Raw genomic sequence first — 15,552 nt, forward strand, 5'->3', positions numbered from 1 at the left:
TCCGTTCTCTGTGAGGGCCGTCTGAAACCGTGGCAGCGCGGTCAGGGCGGCCCGCTGCCATCAGCTGCTGCCAGTCCTTCCAACCGAGAGTCCCGTATCGCCCGCGCCCACGCGTTTCACCGAGCGGGGCACACCCAAGGCGTCGAGGCGGAGCCTGTGATGAGCGAGCCGCGGCGCAAAAGCATCCCACTCATCGACGCCGCCCCATGCGGCATCCGCTAGCGCGCTGAATCGTGGAAACGCTCGGTATTCAACGAGCTCGCGTGTTGGCAGGTACTCGGTCCAGAGTTGGGCTTGCATGCCAAGCACGTGTTCGGCGGCGGATGCTTCCCAGGCAGCCGGAACAGCGGAGAATGACTGCGCCGTGCGCAGCGGAAGCAGAATGACGCCCTCTTGATGCGCCGTAGGCTCACCAGCATCCGTCGTTTCGGCGTAGTCAAGGTATGTCTCCAGGTGCGGTGCCATCACCACGTCGTGACCGCGGTCGATCGCGGCTCGACCATGTGCCACATCACGCCACGGCATCACGGTCACCGTTGACGGCAAGGTGAGCTCGTCTTCGGCCCAGGCCAGCGCACGTCGACCAGCGCGCGCTACGTGCTCCGCAGCCTCGCCCATGAACCACCGATACAGATCTCGAGATCCCCGCAGGTTCTTCTCACGGATTCGAGCGGCCGCTCGCGGGCTTTGCTCCCACTCATCGAGCGGGCTCTCGTCTCCGCCGAGGTGAATGTACTGACTCGGAAAGACGTCCATCACTTCGTCGAGAACCGTGCGGCAAAACTCCAGCACCTCGTCGTGCACGCCGAAAATGTTCGTGCACACGCCCCACTGCGTCCACACGTCGAGCCTGTGTTCAGGCCGGTTTCCCAGCTCGGGGTACGCGGCCAACGCGGCTCTCGCGTGCCCAGGCATCTCGATCTCGGGCACAACTGTGACACCGCGGCTGGCCGCATACGCGACGAAGTCCGTAAGTTCTCGTCGCGTATACGCCCCACCATGACGGATGCCGTCCCCAGACGTCTCGCTGCGATACCCACCGATTTCGGTGAGACGCGGGTAGGCTCCCACCGGCATCCGCCACCCCTGGTCGTCTGTGAGGTGCAGATGCATGACGTTCGCCTTGTGCAGTGCAAGCAGGTCGGCGAATCGGTAGAGGTACTCGATGGGGTGAAAGTGTCGAGCAACATCGAGCATGCCCCGCGCCACGCCAACCGCGGAACGTCTGTGATGTGCACGCACGGGATCGTCCACGTGACGCCGTGCACTCGCGCCGTGTCATACACCTGCAGAGGAAGCAGCTGACGCAGCGTCTGCACGCCGTGACGCAGGCCCTCGGGCGCTGCAGCACGCAGCAGAATCTGATCCGGATCAACAGTGAGTTCGTACCCCTCAGCACCGAGACTTGTGAGATCGGGGTCGACGGCAAGAGTAATGACACCGTCCGCGGAGTCGGGGAGAGAAAGTCCCGTCGCGGGAACCAGCAGCTCGCGCAGCAGGGCAGCCGCGGGCTCTGCCTGAGGCATGACGCGCATTGCTGTGTGGCCGTCCAGCACGAATTCGCCGGCGCGAACGTCCATCTGCGTTTGGACGCGGAAGCAGCTGAATGTCAGTGGGCGAAGTGAGCATAGAGTTCTCCAAAGTTGGGCGAGTCAGCCTTTGACGGCGCCAGCGGCGAATCCCGACGTAACGTGGCGCTGCAGAAGCAGAAAGATCACGAGGGCGGGTAGTGCGAAAAGTGTCGACGCGGCCATGGTCGCACCCCAGTCCGTGCCGAAGACGTTTTGAAATGACGACAGCCAGACGGGCAGTGTGCGGCTGCTCTGCTCTTTGATGATGAGAAAGTTCGCATACGCGAATTCGTTCCATGCGGTGATGAAGCCGAACATCGATGTCGCCATGAGCCCGGGAGCGAGAAGCGGGAACGCCACGCGACGAAACGCGGTGAGCCGTGAGCATCCATCTACCTGGGCTGCCTCCTCCAACTCGGGCGGGATCGTGGCGATAAAGCCCCGCAGCACGACGATGGTGAAGGGCAGCGTGATCATGAAATAGATCAGCGTCAGCGTCGGCAGCCGATCCAGCATATTTGCGTCGCGGGCAATGATGTAGATCGGAATGATCAGTGATTCCCACGGCGCCATCTGCGCGATGAATACCATGAGAATAAACTGCCTGCGGCCGCGCCACTGCATCCGGGCGACGGCGAACGCTGCCCCAAGAGCGACGATCAGAGCCAGAACCACGGCAGATACCGTCACAAGGATGCTGTTGCGCCAGAACAGGCCGAACCCGTCCGAGCCGATCGCCGTCGCGAAATGCTCGAACGTCCACGTGCTCGGCAGTAGTTGCGGAATCTCCGATTGAATGTCGCGCGTCGGTTTGAAGGCTGTCGTCACCATCCAGTAGACGGGAAACAGGCACAGGAGCACTGTGACAATCGCGGCAAGCGACAGGGGCGCACGGCGTACGCTGCTGAGGGCCTTCATTGGTCGGTCTCCTGACGGAACATCTGGCGGAAGTAGAGAACGAGAACTCCAGAGAGAATGAGCACAGTGACAATCGAGGCGGCGGCACCGAGGTCGTACTGCTGCGACGAGAGCGCACGCTGCACGGCGTAGACGGGAAGAATTGTCGTCGCGTTTCCCGGACCGCCTTGCGTGATGACCCAGATCTGCACGAATGCCTTGAACGTCCAGATCACTTCGAGGCAGAGAACGAGCATGAAGATCGGTCTCACCATGGGAAATGTGACGGAGCGAAACAGCCGCCAGGCGCCCGCACCATCGAGTCGCGCCGATTCGTTGAGTTCGACCGGTACCGTCGTGAGCGCTGAGTACAGCGTGATTGCTGCGAATGGCACCGACTGCCACACGACAAGCAGCACAAGAATGACGAATGCCGCCGCTCCGTGCGCAAACCAGGGATAGCTGTCGAACTGCTCAAAACCGAGGCTCGTCAGCGCCCAGTTCACGACGCCGAACTCGGAGTTGAACATCCACTGAAACACCGTGGCCGCTGCGATGACCGGCATCGCCCACGCGAGTACGAGCGAACTCAGCACCATTGTGCGCCCGAATTTGCCCAGCCGCGCCGTCATCAAAGCGACGAGGGTGGAGAGCACCATAATGAGCACGACATTGCAGGCCATAAAGATGAATGTGCGCGCAACCACCTCCCAGAATCGAGTGTCAGTAAACAGCGTCTGGTAGTTCTTCAATCCCACAAACTCGGCGTTGCCATTGATCAGCTGTGCGAGCTTGAAGTCCTGAAGTGAGATCACGAACGCGCGGATAAGCGGGTAGACCAACAGGAAGGCGGTGCCAAGAACGGCGGGCGCGATCAGCGCATAGGGCCACAGGTTGGTACGCCGATGCCGAGGATTAGCCGCATCGGCCGGAGCCGGATCCTGCGGCGATGGTGCCTCAGGACGCTCCATTCGTTTTTGGACGATGGTCATCGTCATTCTCTCTTTCGACCGCACAGCATCGTCGGTGCTGTGTATCGGGTGGATAGTCAGCTGGCCTGATTCATGGCGCGCGTGATCTCGTCTGAGGCCTTCTGCGCTTCCTCCGCCGGATCACCGCCTGTGAGCACGGCAGTCATGTAATCGTGAATGATGTTCTGCGCTTCGACGGCAGCCCATCCTGGTGCGATCGGAGTGCTGTGTCCGTTCTGAGTGCCGGCGACAGCCATGGCTGCCGCACCGGGATCGTCTGCGACAGCATCCGCAAGGCTCGGCTTGTTCGGCACATACCCCATGGCAGCGGCAAGCTTGCGCTGCCACTTCTCACCACTCAGCGCTTTGATGAACGTGTATGCCGCCTCCGGCGCATCGGATGCGGCGGGGATCACCAGCTCGGAGCCCCCGACGTACACGGCACCCGGTGTGTCCGCGGTCTTTCCCGGAATGGGAAAGAATCCGAGTTTGCCCTCGAGCTCCGGGTTGGCGGCAATCACGCTGCGTGCTCCGCCCGGTGCAGAAATAATCTGCGCAACATCGCCGCTCGCCATGATGTCGGTCTGCGGGGGCGAGGCGACATCGGAGTCTTTGGGACCGTTGCCGAGAGCCTGAAGCTGTGCATAGAATTTCATGCCGGCCATCGCCTCAGGGGTATCCAGTGTTCCGGTCCAGTTCTCGCCGTCTTGCGAGGCAAATGTGCCGCCCTCGTCCCAGGTGAACCCGGCAAGAGCGTGCCAGCTCTGCCCTGGCAGATAGATTCCCTGAATATCGCCCGAGTTCAACGCCGTTGTGGCGGCGATCCACTGGTCCCTCGTCGTGATGCTCCCGGCGTCGATGCCCGCCGCTTCGAAGAGCGTCTTGTTGTAGATGACGACGCGGTTCGCGGCGTAGTACGGCACACCGTACGTCTTGCCGTCCCATACGGCCGGATCTGCCAACCCGGGGATCCATTCCTCACCGCCCAGGTCATCGACCTTGTCGCTCAGGTCGAGCAGCCCGCCGCTCTGAGAGTACTGCGGCATCTGCGAGTTTCCGATCTCGATGATGTCGGGTGGGTCGTTGCTTGCGAGTGCCGCAACGACTTTCTCGCCGATACCATCCCATTCCTGAATCTGGATCTTCGCGTCGATGTCAGGATGCTCTGCCTCAAACTCCCTCTCGAACGTCGTCTGGAAGTCTTCAGAGACGCTGTCGCGCATCAGCCAGACATCGATTGTCGTCGTGCCGCCGGCTTCGGCCGTGCCAGAGCTGCAGGCGCTGAGGGTTGCGGCGAGAGCGAGTGCGGATGCACCGGCGATCATGCGTGATTTCATCGTTCACCTCGTTGTGGAAAAATAGGGAAAAAGTTACCAGTTGGTTCAGTGGTTAGTTGACCAGTTGGTGCTGGTCGCAGAGTCTTGCACACCGCGGTTTCGCTTGTCAATGGCAGACATTCCTCAATTTCGCCCTCTTTCTCGACATTCAGACGGCTGCTTTCGCCCGATAACTGGTGAGGTGCCGAACTCAAGAACAGGGCAGATTTCCCAAACCAATCGCAAACTGGTAAACAAGGGGGACGACGTCGAGGAAGAGGAGCGCGCCAGTGTCACCTGCAGATTCGGGGACGGTTCTCAAGCGCGAGCGTGTGCGCAGTCATATCCTCGAGATCATCGAATCGCGCGAAACCGGCGATCCGATTCCGTCAGAGCGTGCGCTGTGCGCAGACCTCGGCGTCTCTCGACCGACGTTGCGAGCTGCCGTCGACGAGCTGGTCGCCGCGGGGTTGCTCGTGCGTGAGCACGGACGCGGAATGTTCGTCGCACCCGAGAAGATCACCCAAGAGCTTCTCGGCGACGCACACGCGATGAAGGCACCATTGGCGGAGGGCACGTGGTCAAGTCGGGTGATCGAATCCACCCGCATCCAGGCGGGAGCACGTATTGGGCGCAAACTGCACATCTCTCCCGGAGCCGAGATCCTCTACGTCGCCCGGCTGTGCCTCGTCGACGGCTCGCCGATCGCGATCGAGCATCTGCACTTCCCGGCATCCCAGATTTCGGAACTCACGGAGCAGGAATTGGAAAGCGGCGACCTCTATGAGCACCTGCGCGCCCACCATGGTGTGCACGTGTTCGAGGCCGTGCAGTCGATTGAGCCAACGGTGGTGAACGCCGACGAGGCAGAGCTGCTCGACGTGCCGGAACTATCGCCCGCCCTCTTATTCGAACGACTCACAACCGACACCGGCAGCACACCCGTTGAGTACGTGCATTCCGTGTACCGCGGTGACCGCTACCGCATCGTGTCGCGGCTGACCCTCGGCAGGCAACCGGGCGAAGCAGGCCAGACCACATCCGACGGTCACCACCCGGGGTTCCCCATCGGGGAATTTTCGCGAGGCGAATCGGTCAGCACGACAACGATTGGCGACGTTCACGCCGGATGATGCTCGACGCTCGCGCATAGCTCACCCGGTGACATCGACGGCGGTCGGCGTTATGGTAGCCGCATGAGCGCGACAGAGACGACGCAGAAATTCTTCGACGCATACACCCAAGCGCTGCTCGACCGCGATGCCACAGCGATCGCGCAGCTCTACGCTGTGCCGGCGCTGATCCTCTTTCCGGGGCAATCCGTTCCCGTGACCAGTGTCGAGCAGACGCAGCAATTCTTTGATTCGTCGTTCGAGCAGTACCACGGAATCAGCGAGGCTGATTCTGACATTGCGATTGTGGCCGAGACAGCGCACAGCATCTGGGCCGATGTCACGTGGACGTACGGCGGTGAGCGCCAAGAACGCTTCATCTACCAGCTCGTGCTCGCCGACACCGCGTGGAAGATCGCCGTGCTGACGCCTCTGAGCCTCTGACGCCGAACCTCACGGCTGACAGGCCGTGAGAACTGCCACGAGTCTTGCTCATTCTCGTTGCACTGAGTGTTGGGCGCCGGTTGGTGATGTCCAGAGCAGGCTGCCGTCTGGTTGTGCTTCTGATCGCCAGCGTGTCGAGTGTTTCAGTGTGTGGTGTCGGCGACAGAGGCTCATCAGGTTTTCGGGCGTGCTTCGTCCGCCGTCTGCCCACGCGACGACATGGTCGATGTCGCAGCGTTGGGCGGGAACATCGCAGCCGGGGAACCCGCAGGTTCCGTCTCTCGTGCGAATCAGCCGCTTCACCTGCTCACTCAACCGGTACTTGGTCGGATCGATCGCAACCGTTGACCCATCAACCGGGCTGGTCAGCACCCGGTGAAAACGTGACGCCTGGCAGATGATGTCTCTCGCCAAGTCGAGATCGATGGGGCCGTATCCGCCCAGCGATGCAGGTTCGTCACCGTTACCGAAGAGTGTCTCGGCGGGAACCGTGATCACCACACCGGGACGCATCGCCGCCAACTGCGCCGCCGTCAAACCCGACAGCGCTGTCGCCTCATCTGACGGTGCACCCTCGGGCTCCGCCGCATCAGCCTCGGCACGCTCGGTCTCATCACCCTCAGGCTCCGCCACCTCAGCCTCAGCGTCAGCGTCAGTTTCGGGCTCAACCGTTTCGTGCTCGGCGCCGTCGTTGAAGGTGCCGATGCGCAGCGTTTCTGCGCCGAGCTGGGAGAGGAGTGCCTCGGCCGTGATGTCGGCACGCAACTGCGTCAACGTGCGCTGCTCGCCCGGGGTTTCCCCCATGCGTCGCTTCGCCAACGCACGGGCACTGGCATCGATGGAGAGGACCACATCGGCGGAATGCGTCAGGGTGATGCTCGCCATCCCGTCATTCTCTTCACACACATCAACGCGACGTTCTGCGAACGCCTGCTTCGTGCGCTCCTGGATCGTCTCAGGATGCAGCCTCTCACGAAGCTTCCGGGCCGTCTGCTGAAACCGTGTCGACGTCTGCGTGCGCGCCTTCGGCGTGATCGCGGAATCGAAGGCGAGCCGGGCCTCTTTCGGAACATCCCACGCCTGATGAGCGGCAGCACGAACGTGCTGCTGCGACACCCAACCCACACGCCACGCATCCGCCAACTCGGGAAGATCATTGATCACAGTCTTCGCCTCTTCAACCATGTTCGACGCCGTGCGATCCGTCACATGCAAACGCGTCGCCACCTCCGCACTGAACGCCCGACGCAAAGCCTCATCATCCTCCAGCGCCGTGGAGGACCCGTGCACGAGAATCGCGTCCCGTTGATTGCGGAACGCCACCCGGGCCGCCTCAAGCTTCTCGGCCACCACCGCCTGCTGACCCAGCAACCTCTCCTGTTCCCGCTCCAACTCCTCCAACGCCAACGCCGCCGTGTCACTCGTCTCCACAATCGGAGCATGCATCTCATCATCGAGATACACGTAGTCATGAACCATGAAAAACGGACGCAAAGCTACCTCACCGCGGGCCTCATCACCCATCGGAATCGGACCAACCCGACCCCCACACGCCTTCGGTTCAAACATGACACAATCATACCAACCATCGAAGATATGTTCTAGTGTCTCTCGAAGAAATCTGGACAACAATATGCGTCGCGTTCTCCGGGGCGATGGCCTCGGCATCCTGGGCCACAATCTCGGAATAGCGCGCGCTGCCATCACCGAGCAGCCATCCCCACGTCGCCCTTCCGGCACCCGAAAGCACCATGACCGCGTGCTTGCGATAGCTGTCGAGAAAGTTCCGAACATCATGCTGCACCCGGCGACGAGCAGCATGAACGCGCAGCCGATGATTCCCGTGGCGAGCATCGAATGCGTCTCGAGATACACCCAGTACGTGAGCGCGAACCACAGAAAGCTCGTCGTGATGTTTGCCGCGCCGGTATTCACGAGCACCTGGAGAAAGGTGATCATGCTGTGTGAATCGGCATTCGGCTCTGAGCGCCCCTCTTCGGTGTCGGCATCGGCGCGACTGGTTTCGGACGATTCGTCCATGGGGGGCGAGAGCAAGTGACACCACCGACAGGATGCCGCTTTCTCGGCCAACCCTCAGCCGTTGGCGACTCCCACGGCATCCAGGGTCTCGCGCAACTCCGTGCGGTGAATCTGGGCACCCGTTCCGCCCGACCGCGTGACCGAATGCGACCCGGCAAGCGTCGCCCACCTCAGCCTCTCGTCTTCATCGACGACGCCATGCGCCATGGCGGCAATGTACGCGGCGTTGAAGCTGTCGCCTGCACCCGTCGTATCGACGACGCTCACGTCGGGCACATCAACAGTGTGCACGTGGCCCTGCGGCGTCACAACGAGCCCGCCCTCTGAACCACGCTTGACGATGACGACCGGGCCGAGACGCGCGAGCGCCAACGCGATGTCTTCGTCGGAGCCGGCGGGATCGTCGGCATAGCCTGCGCCGACCGCACGCAGCTCTTGCCGGTTGGGCATGAAGTGGGTGATGCGCGGCAGCACCTCGTCGAGGCCCGTCCATTGCTCGCTCGGATCCCAGTTGGTGTCGACACTCGTCGTGATGCCCTCGGCGGTGATCTCATCAAGCAGCGCGGGAAGCCCCGTGGCAAGCTCCGGCACGAGGAAGTACGAGGAGAAGTGCACGTGCTTGGGCTGTGCACGGCGGATGCTTGCGCGTACCGCGTCGATCGACAGCGTCGGAATCACCCCGGGAAACGTGAAGATCGAGCGGTCATCCGGCTGAGACAGGATGACCGAGATTCCGGTTGCGCCTCCGGGGGATTTCAGCACCTCCGAGGTGTCAATGCCGCACTCGGCGAGGTACTTTTCGGTGAGCGTGCCGAAATAATCGCTGCCGACCGTTGCGAGCAATCCGGTATCGACGTCGAGCTTCACGAGACCCGAAGCGACGATTGACGCACTGCCACCGAGCACGAGGTCGGCCGAGGTCAAGAGCTGCTCGGCCTGCCCGAAGCGGGGTTTGACGTCGCCGCGCAAGATGAAATCGGGGTTCGTGTCTCCGACGACGAGTGTGTGCACCGGCGTCATCCTTTCAGTCCTGAGAATGTCATTGTCTGTATGAATTGCTTCTGCGCGATGAGGAAGAACACAACGAGGGGGAGAACGGCGATGACGTTCCCCGCCATCAGGAGTCCCCACTCTGTTTGGCGCGCTCCCTGGAAGTTGGCGATGCCGAGCTGAATGGTGAAGGCGCTCGGATCGTTGATCGCGATCAGGGGCCAGATCAGGTCATTCCACGAGCTCAGCAGCGTGAAGATGGCGAGCGTCGCCAGTGCGGGCTTGGCCAGCGGCAGCACGATGCGAAAGAAAATGCCCCAGCGGGAGCATCCGTCAAGCATTCCCGCCTCTTCGAGCTCGGCGGGAAGGCTCAAGAAGAACTGCCGCATGAGAAAGATTCCGAATGCTGAGGCGAGCCAGGGCACCATGGCGGCGCCGAGCGTGTTGATGAGCCCGATCTTCGAGAACAGAATGTACGTCGGAATCATCAGCAGCTGCGTTGGCAGCATGATCGTCGCGATAATCAGAAAGAAGCTCATGTTGCGCCCGCGAAAGCGGAGGCGCGCAAAGCCGTAGCCCGCAAGCGAACACAGAATGATGTGGGCAAGAATGGCGACGGCCGACACCAAGACGGAGTTCATCACCCACTGCAGCACGTTTGTCGTCGCAAACAGTTTGGCAAAGTTCTCAAACGTCAGCGCGCTGGGCACGAACGGCGGAGGAAACTTCACGAGCTCTGCGGCGGGCGACAGGGCAGCGAGAATCATCTGCACGAAGGGAATCACGAAGACGAGCGCAATCGGCGCGAGCGCAAAATGCCACCCGCTGATTGTGCGACGTCTGCGCCTCACCGAGGGGACGGCGGTGCGCGGCGGCACCCCGATGGCTTCTTGAGTGGCAACCATGATCAGAAAGCCTCCTTGCCACCGCGGCGGGAATACACGACAACGGCGATGGTGATGAGCAGCGTGATCGCGAAGAGCACGTACGCGCTTGCGGAGCCGTACCCGAACTCGAGCCCCTTGAAGGCGCGCTCCCATACGAAGTACACGATCGTTTTCGTCGCGTCGAGCGGCCCACCCTTTGTCGTTGTGAAGACAAGGTCGAAGAGCTTGATCGCCTCGATCATCTGCCAGATCGTCACGAACACGGTGACGGGGGCGAGTTGAGGAAAAACAACGCGCCAGAACGTCTGCCAGCGGCTGGCGCCGTCGATGCGCGCTGCCTCGATGAGCTCGCCTGGAATGTCTTGCAGAGCAGCGAGGTAGATGACCGTCGTGAACGCCGCCTGGCCCCAGAGCGACATGATGGCGATCACCACCATCGCCTGAGACGGGTCTTCCAGCCACTTCTGCTGCGGAAGGCCGATGACCCGCATCACGTTGTTGACGACACCGAACTGCGGGCTGAAGAGGTAGGTCGTGAGAATGCCGGTGGCCGCCGCGGAGGCGACGAACGGAACGAAGATCGCGGTGCGATAAATACCAATGAAGCGGATGCGGCGATTCAACGCCACGGCGAGAAACAGCCCGGCGAGCACAGACGAGGGAACGAACAGCACAGTGTAGAACAGTGTGTGCATCACCGAGTCGAGAAACTCGGGGTCACCGACCAGCCGCGCGTAGTTGTCACCGCCGACGAACGTCGGCTCGCTGAAGCCGTCCCACTCCTGCAACGAGAGAATGAACGCCCACACCGCGGGGAAGATCGTCAGCCCGACGACGATCAGCGTCGCCGGGCCAATGAACGTCCATCCTTCGAAGAAGCGGCGTGCGCCCTTCTTCCGGCCGGGAGCCCCGTCTTTCATCGAGGCTCCCGGCGCTACAAGCATCCGTGTCTGGCTCATTGCTACTTGGATTCCCCGAGCTTCTCGTTTGCCTTCTCGGCCGCGGCCTTCAGTGCCTCTGCCGGGTCGCTCTGACCCTGCAGCACCTGCGAGATCGCCCCGCCGATGGCCTCAGAGAGGTTGACGTAGCCCGGCACCGTTGGACGGGCCTTCTCGGCGTTTGCATTGTTCGCGGCCATGATGTCGAGACCGGGGTATTGCGCCGCCTGCTCCTTGAAGGCCTCGGAGTCGACCTCGCTCGAGCGCAGCGGCAGGTTGCCGATGGCGACGTTCCAGCGCACGTCCTGCTCGGCACTCGTCAGCCACTCGACAAACTCATACGCCCAGTACTCGCGGTTCTTGTCTTTGTGGTCGAACAGCGCCCAGATGTCGGGACCGGACACCGTCTGATGGTTGCCGTCTGTGCCAGGAAGCACGGTGACCCCATAGTCGGTTCCGGCCTTCACCAGGTCATAGAGCTGCCACGGGCCCGACGTGATCATTCCGATGCGGTCGCTCGCGAAGAGCTGGCCGAACTTGGTGTCTGTCTGGTCGAGGTAGATGCTCTTGTCTGTGACAGCCATGTCTTGAAGGAAGGTGAGCGCCTTCACACCGGCGTCAGAGGCGAACGCCGCCTCGCTCTGGTCGTCGCTCAGAATCTCGCCGCCGTTCTGCCACAGATGCGGCCAGAACTGCCACGTCGTCTCTTCTGAGCCCGACACCGAGTAGCCGTAGCCGTACGTGTTCGTCTCGGCATCCGTCATCTTCTTCGCCGCGTCGCGGAAGTCGCTCCAATCCCAGTTCTCGTCTGGGTACTCGACGCCCGCTTTATCGAACACCGTCTTGTTGTAGATGAGCGAGAGGTTGTCGACGATCGCGGGAAAGCCGATCGTCTTCTCCCCCGTCGGTTGCACGGTCTTGCGCGCGGCCTCCGAGAACTCGTCCCACTTCACGTCGGGCTCGCTCACTTTTTCTGTGATGTCGAGCGTGCGACCGGATGCTTCGAGCTGGCTGGCCCAGGCACCGAACGCGTACGAGATGTCGGGGTAGCTGTTGCCTGCGAACCCGGCAGAGAGCTTCTGCAGCAGCTGCTCGGTTGACGAGGCGCCAGCCGAGAGATCGATTGTGACATTCGGATGCTCGTCTTCGAACTCCTTCGCCAACGTTTCAATCAGATCTTGGGCCTCGTCTGTCTGCCCCGACCACATCGTGATTGTCACGTCGGCGTCTTTGTCGAGCGTTGTCGCGCCCTGCTGTGCGCTGCAGCCAGACAGCACCATGATGCCTGCTGTTGCGAGGGCCGCACCGGCGAGGACTGTGCGTTTGAGCCCTGTTCGTTTGAGCTCTGGGTGATACGTCATTGTTGACCCTTTCGGCTTCACCTATGAAGGGATCGGGAAGCTGACATTTCAGGTGAGCGGATGCTTCCCGTCACTGAGAATGTGGCATAACGTATCGGTTTGAGCAATGAATCGCTCACAAAACAGAGCGTTCCACTCAGTTTGACTGATCACTATGGCTCGCGGCCGGCCGCCGGAGCGGGTGGCGTCAGCTGGGCAGCGTTGGGTGGAAACTGAGGAGTTTCTCCAGTAGCGCGCGCAGCTGTGCCCTCTCATCGTTCGAGAGCGCCTCGGTGAGTTCGGCTTGAACCTGGTCCGTGACCGCCTGCAGCTCGTCGAGGTAGAGACGCCCTTCCTCGGTCATCGCGACAGTGTTTCGTCGTCGGTCAGCGGGGTCGATGGAACGGATGACCCGGCTCGTCGTATGCAGTCGCCCAACGATGTCGTTGACGTTATTGCGGTCGAGCCCGAGTCGCCGTCCAAGATCCGCCTGACTCAACGGACCGCATTCCTCGAGTGCGGCGAGGACGGCGAATTCGGCGCGTGCTTGCAACGGCATGCGATTCGCCGCCAAGCGGGTACCAATCGTGTTGGCCTTATTCGCTTGCCAACTTACCAAGGCGCGCAATCGCGCGGGTGGTTGAAGGTGTGATTCCGACGCCATGCGCCAAGGCTACTCGTTGTCTTCACCAACGATCAATGCTACGTTGTTCTCACCAACGTTGGTGCTACCAACTATTAATGTCCGAGGAGTCTCATGTCTCAACTCAGCTTTTCCGATCTGTCCACTCATCGCGTTCTCGTTCCCGGCGGAACCGGCGCCGTCGGCGAAGGGGTCGTGCGCGCGCTTCTCACGTCCGGAGCAGAGGTGATCGTGCCGACACGATCGCAGGAACGCGCCGAAGAATTTCGGCGCGTTCTCGGCAATGCGGCCGACGAGCACCTTCATCTCGTCAAGCACGACTACACGACCTTCGCCGGTGCGCAAGAACTTGTCGAACAGGTCATTCACTATCGCGGCGGAATCGACTCTGTCGTAGCGCCGATCGGAGGATGGTGGCAGGGCTCGACGCTGACGGGGATCACGGAGGATGATTGGGCGAACGCGTTCACGGATCTGGCGACGACGCACATGGCCATGCTCCGAGCCGCCCTTCCCGCTCTCGACGGTCGAGGTGCGTACATCGTCGTTGTCGGGGACTCCGCGGCCTGGCCAGTCCCGGGCAGCGGCCTTGTCAGCATGGAGCAGGCTGCGCTCCTCATGATGCAGCGTGTCGCTGCCGCGGAGAATGGTGCATCACGACGGATTTTCTCGCTCGTGCTCGGTCCGGCCACGACGCGCCACGCCACCGGAACGATCGACGCGCTCGACGTGGGCCGGGTTGCCGCAGCGATCTCCGCGAGTTCCGCTCCCTCGCAGTCGATCGGTCTGCACGGGGGCGATGACGTTGATGCGGCGCTGCACGCGCTGAGTGAGGCGGTCGGCGCGTGATCCTCGTCACGACAGCCGGGAAGGTCGGCGCTGCCACGGCTGCCCACCTCGCTGAGCGAGGCGAACAGGTCCGTCTCATCGTCCGTGACCCGAGCCGTCATCACGAACTCGCTGCCGTCGGCATTGAGCTCGTCCGCGGCGATCTCGGAGACGCGGACACGGTTCGCCACGCAGTTCATGGAATCTCCGGCATCGTGCTTGTCACCTCTCCGGAACGGTCGCAGGAGATGACGGTCATCGATCGGGCACGAGCGGAGGGCGTCGGCCATGTGACGAAGATTACGACCGAAGCGTCAGCGGACTCGCCTATCGCCCGTCGTCGCGACCATTACGCAATCGAACAGCACCTCGAGAAGTCCGAGCTTCCCTACACGCTGCTCCGCGCGAACGCGTACATGCAGAATTTTCTGATGCTGGCACCGGGAATCGCCAAGGCCTCCGAGTTCGCCTCACCGACGGGGAATGGCCGAATTGGCATGATCGACGTCCGCGACGTCGCCGCGGCCGCCGCGGCTGTGGCGATGGCCCCGTCCGACGGGGCGGGGTCTGTCTACCGCTTGAGCGGGCCAGTTGCGCTGTCTTATGACGACGCGGCTTCGATCTTGACGTCTGTGCTTCACCGCCCCGTGCGTCACCGAGCGATCACAATCGAGCAGCAGGAAGCTGCACTCGTCGCCGTCGGCGTGCCACCGTCACGGGCACACGCCAACGCGACAGCCCTTGGGCTGTTCGCAGAAGGCGACTCCGATTGGGTCACGGGTGAGACGGAAAAGCTCACAGGGCAGGCGTCGAGGACGTTCGAACAGTTCGTCACCGACCACGCCGAACGGTTCAGGCTGCCGCCGCACGGTATTCAGAAAGCAACTCAGTGACGCCGCCGTGCCACGGCGCGCCGTGTCCGGGGATCACCCAGTCGGCTCGCAGACCCGCGATATGGGTGAGCGAAGCCGCGGCAGCCGCTTGGTCGTCGGTAAATGGTGCGGGCTGAGGGCCTCTCTTCCCCGTGAGCACGCTGCGCGTCGTGAGCCCATCGCCGACGAAGACGGCGGAGACGCTCGGAACGTAAATGGCGATGCTCCCCGGCGAATGCCCGGGGAGGCCGATGATCTCGGGGGCGCCAGGCAGGTCGAGCACCTGTCCGTCTGTCACCTCGTGCACCTCGCTGAGGTAGTGCGTGCGCAGTCCGCCCTTGCGCGTCGTATACGCGATAAAGCGCAGCACGGAGCCGAGCTTCATGCTGCCCCACGCCGGCTTCGTCGACTCCTCGCCACGGGCACGCGCAGCATCGGCGGCGTGCACGTAAACCGGCACGCCATACTCGCGGCGCAGTCGCTCGGCAAAGCCGATGTGGTCACTGTCGCCGTGCGTCAGCACAACACCGCGGATGTCGGACGGCGTCCGCCCGATCGCCTCAAGTTCATGCTCGAGGTCGCTCCAGTGGCCAGCCAGTCCCGTGTCGATGAGGGTGATTCCCGTGTCGTCGACGATGAGATGTGCCGCAACGATGTCGTTGCCGATGCGGCGGAGTCCTGTTGTCAGTTCCATGATGGCTAT

The 15,552-nt window shown here is 62.2% G+C and carries 16 protein-coding genes and 1 pseudogene; 5 read left to right on the top strand and 12 right to left on the bottom strand.

What is annotated here, in order from left to right; translation table 11 throughout:
* Window positions 1–60 precede the first annotated feature (60 nt).
* From HCR84_RS16815 to HCR84_RS16830, 5 genes and pseudogenes are all read right to left on the bottom strand, one after another.
* Window positions 61–1,197, bottom strand: a complete 1,137-nt coding sequence (locus tag HCR84_RS16815) for a beta-N-acetylhexosaminidase (RefSeq protein WP_218043593.1) — start codon at window positions 1,195–1,197, stop codon at window positions 61–63.
* 38 nt (window positions 1,198–1,235) lie between these two features.
* A pseudogene (locus HCR84_RS17850) lies at window positions 1,236–1,580 on the bottom strand (glycoside hydrolase family 20 zincin-like fold domain-containing protein); the annotation flags it as partial.
* 72 nt (window positions 1,581–1,652) lie between these two features.
* The gene (locus HCR84_RS16820) at window positions 1,653–2,489 is read right to left on the bottom strand and encodes a carbohydrate ABC transporter permease (RefSeq protein ID WP_166979012.1); all 837 of its coding nucleotides are present in this window, start codon (window positions 2,487–2,489) and stop codon (window positions 1,653–1,655) included.
* A complete protein-coding gene (locus HCR84_RS16825) occupies window positions 2,486–3,460 on the bottom strand; it encodes a carbohydrate ABC transporter permease (RefSeq protein WP_166979009.1) in 975 nt (324 codons plus the stop codon). The genes HCR84_RS16820 and HCR84_RS16825 overlap by 4 nt, the downstream gene beginning before the upstream one ends.
* Before the next feature lie 56 nt (window positions 3,461–3,516).
* Window positions 3,517–4,776 carry an extracellular solute-binding protein gene (locus tag HCR84_RS16830; RefSeq protein WP_166979006.1) on the bottom strand — a complete coding sequence of 420 codons (1,260 nt, stop codon included), beginning with the start codon at window positions 4,774–4,776 and terminating at the stop codon, window positions 3,517–3,519.
* Between the two features lie 269 nt (window positions 4,777–5,045).
* On the opposite strand from HCR84_RS16830, the gene HCR84_RS16835 reads away from it, so the two are divergent.
* Window positions 5,046–5,888 carry a GntR family transcriptional regulator gene (locus tag HCR84_RS16835; protein WP_166979003.1) on the top strand — a complete coding sequence of 281 codons (843 nt, stop codon included), beginning with the start codon at window positions 5,046–5,048 and terminating at the stop codon, window positions 5,886–5,888.
* Window positions 5,889–5,951: 63 nt separating this feature from the next.
* The gene (locus HCR84_RS16840) at window positions 5,952–6,311 is read left to right on the top strand and encodes a DUF6841 family protein (RefSeq protein ID WP_166979000.1); all 360 of its coding nucleotides are present in this window, start codon (window positions 5,952–5,954) and stop codon (window positions 6,309–6,311) included.
* Window positions 6,312–6,359: 48 nt separating this feature from the next.
* Here the strand turns inward: HCR84_RS16840 and HCR84_RS16845 are convergent, their stop codons facing one another.
* Complete coding sequence (locus HCR84_RS16845; protein ID WP_195706666.1) at window positions 6,360–7,880, bottom strand: HNH endonuclease signature motif containing protein; 1,521 nt, start codon at window positions 7,878–7,880, stop codon at window positions 6,360–6,362.
* Window positions 7,881–7,944: 64 nt separating this feature from the next.
* Between HCR84_RS16845 and HCR84_RS16850 the strand changes: the two genes are divergently transcribed.
* Window positions 7,945–8,370: a hypothetical protein gene (locus HCR84_RS16850; RefSeq protein ID WP_166983221.1), complete on the top strand. Its 426-nt coding sequence runs from the start codon at window positions 7,945–7,947 to the stop codon at window positions 8,368–8,370.
* A 35-nt stretch (window positions 8,371–8,405) separates the two neighbouring features.
* On the opposite strand, the gene HCR84_RS16855 is transcribed toward HCR84_RS16850, so the two are convergent.
* The 5 genes from HCR84_RS16855 to HCR84_RS16875 form a co-directional block, all read right to left on the bottom strand.
* Window positions 8,406–9,371 carry a carbohydrate kinase family protein gene (locus tag HCR84_RS16855; RefSeq protein ID WP_166983220.1) on the bottom strand — a complete coding sequence of 322 codons (966 nt, stop codon included), beginning with the start codon at window positions 9,369–9,371 and terminating at the stop codon, window positions 8,406–8,408.
* Complete coding sequence (locus HCR84_RS16860; RefSeq protein WP_166983219.1) at window positions 9,368–10,246, bottom strand: carbohydrate ABC transporter permease; 879 nt, start codon at window positions 10,244–10,246, stop codon at window positions 9,368–9,370. The genes HCR84_RS16855 and HCR84_RS16860 overlap by 4 nt, the downstream gene beginning before the upstream one ends.
* 2 nt (window positions 10,247–10,248) lie before the next feature.
* Window positions 10,249–11,187, bottom strand: coding sequence for a carbohydrate ABC transporter permease (locus HCR84_RS16865; RefSeq protein ID WP_244972526.1), 939 nt, complete (start codon window positions 11,185–11,187; stop codon window positions 10,249–10,251).
* Window positions 11,188–11,189: 2 nt separating this feature from the next.
* Window positions 11,190–12,527, bottom strand: a complete 1,338-nt coding sequence (locus HCR84_RS16870; RefSeq protein ID WP_166983218.1) for an ABC transporter substrate-binding protein — start codon at window positions 12,525–12,527, stop codon at window positions 11,190–11,192.
* A gap of 187 nt (window positions 12,528–12,714) precedes the next feature.
* Window positions 12,715–13,065: a MarR family winged helix-turn-helix transcriptional regulator gene (locus HCR84_RS16875; RefSeq protein ID WP_218043594.1), complete on the bottom strand. Its 351-nt coding sequence runs from the start codon at window positions 13,063–13,065 to the stop codon at window positions 12,715–12,717.
* 198 nt (window positions 13,066–13,263) lie between these two features.
* On the opposite strand from HCR84_RS16875, the gene HCR84_RS16880 reads away from it, so the two are divergent.
* Complete coding sequence (locus tag HCR84_RS16880; RefSeq protein WP_166983216.1) at window positions 13,264–13,998, top strand: SDR family oxidoreductase; 735 nt, start codon at window positions 13,264–13,266, stop codon at window positions 13,996–13,998.
* The gene (locus HCR84_RS16885) at window positions 13,995–14,870 is read left to right on the top strand and encodes an NmrA family NAD(P)-binding protein (RefSeq protein ID WP_166983215.1); all 876 of its coding nucleotides are present in this window, start codon (window positions 13,995–13,997) and stop codon (window positions 14,868–14,870) included. The genes HCR84_RS16880 and HCR84_RS16885 overlap by 4 nt, the downstream gene beginning before the upstream one ends.
* Here HCR84_RS16885 and HCR84_RS16890 read toward each other — a convergent pair.
* Window positions 14,830–15,543, bottom strand: a complete 714-nt coding sequence (locus HCR84_RS16890; RefSeq protein WP_166983214.1) for an MBL fold metallo-hydrolase — start codon at window positions 15,541–15,543, stop codon at window positions 14,830–14,832. The two genes, HCR84_RS16885 and HCR84_RS16890, sit on opposite strands and share 41 nt — an antisense overlap.
* Between the last annotated feature and the right edge of the window lie 9 nt (window positions 15,544–15,552).

Origin of the sequence: Paramicrobacterium fandaimingii, from assembly GCF_011751745.2 — a bacterium.
GTDB classification, from domain to species: domain Bacteria; phylum Actinomycetota; class Actinomycetes; order Actinomycetales; family Microbacteriaceae; genus Paramicrobacterium; species Paramicrobacterium fandaimingii.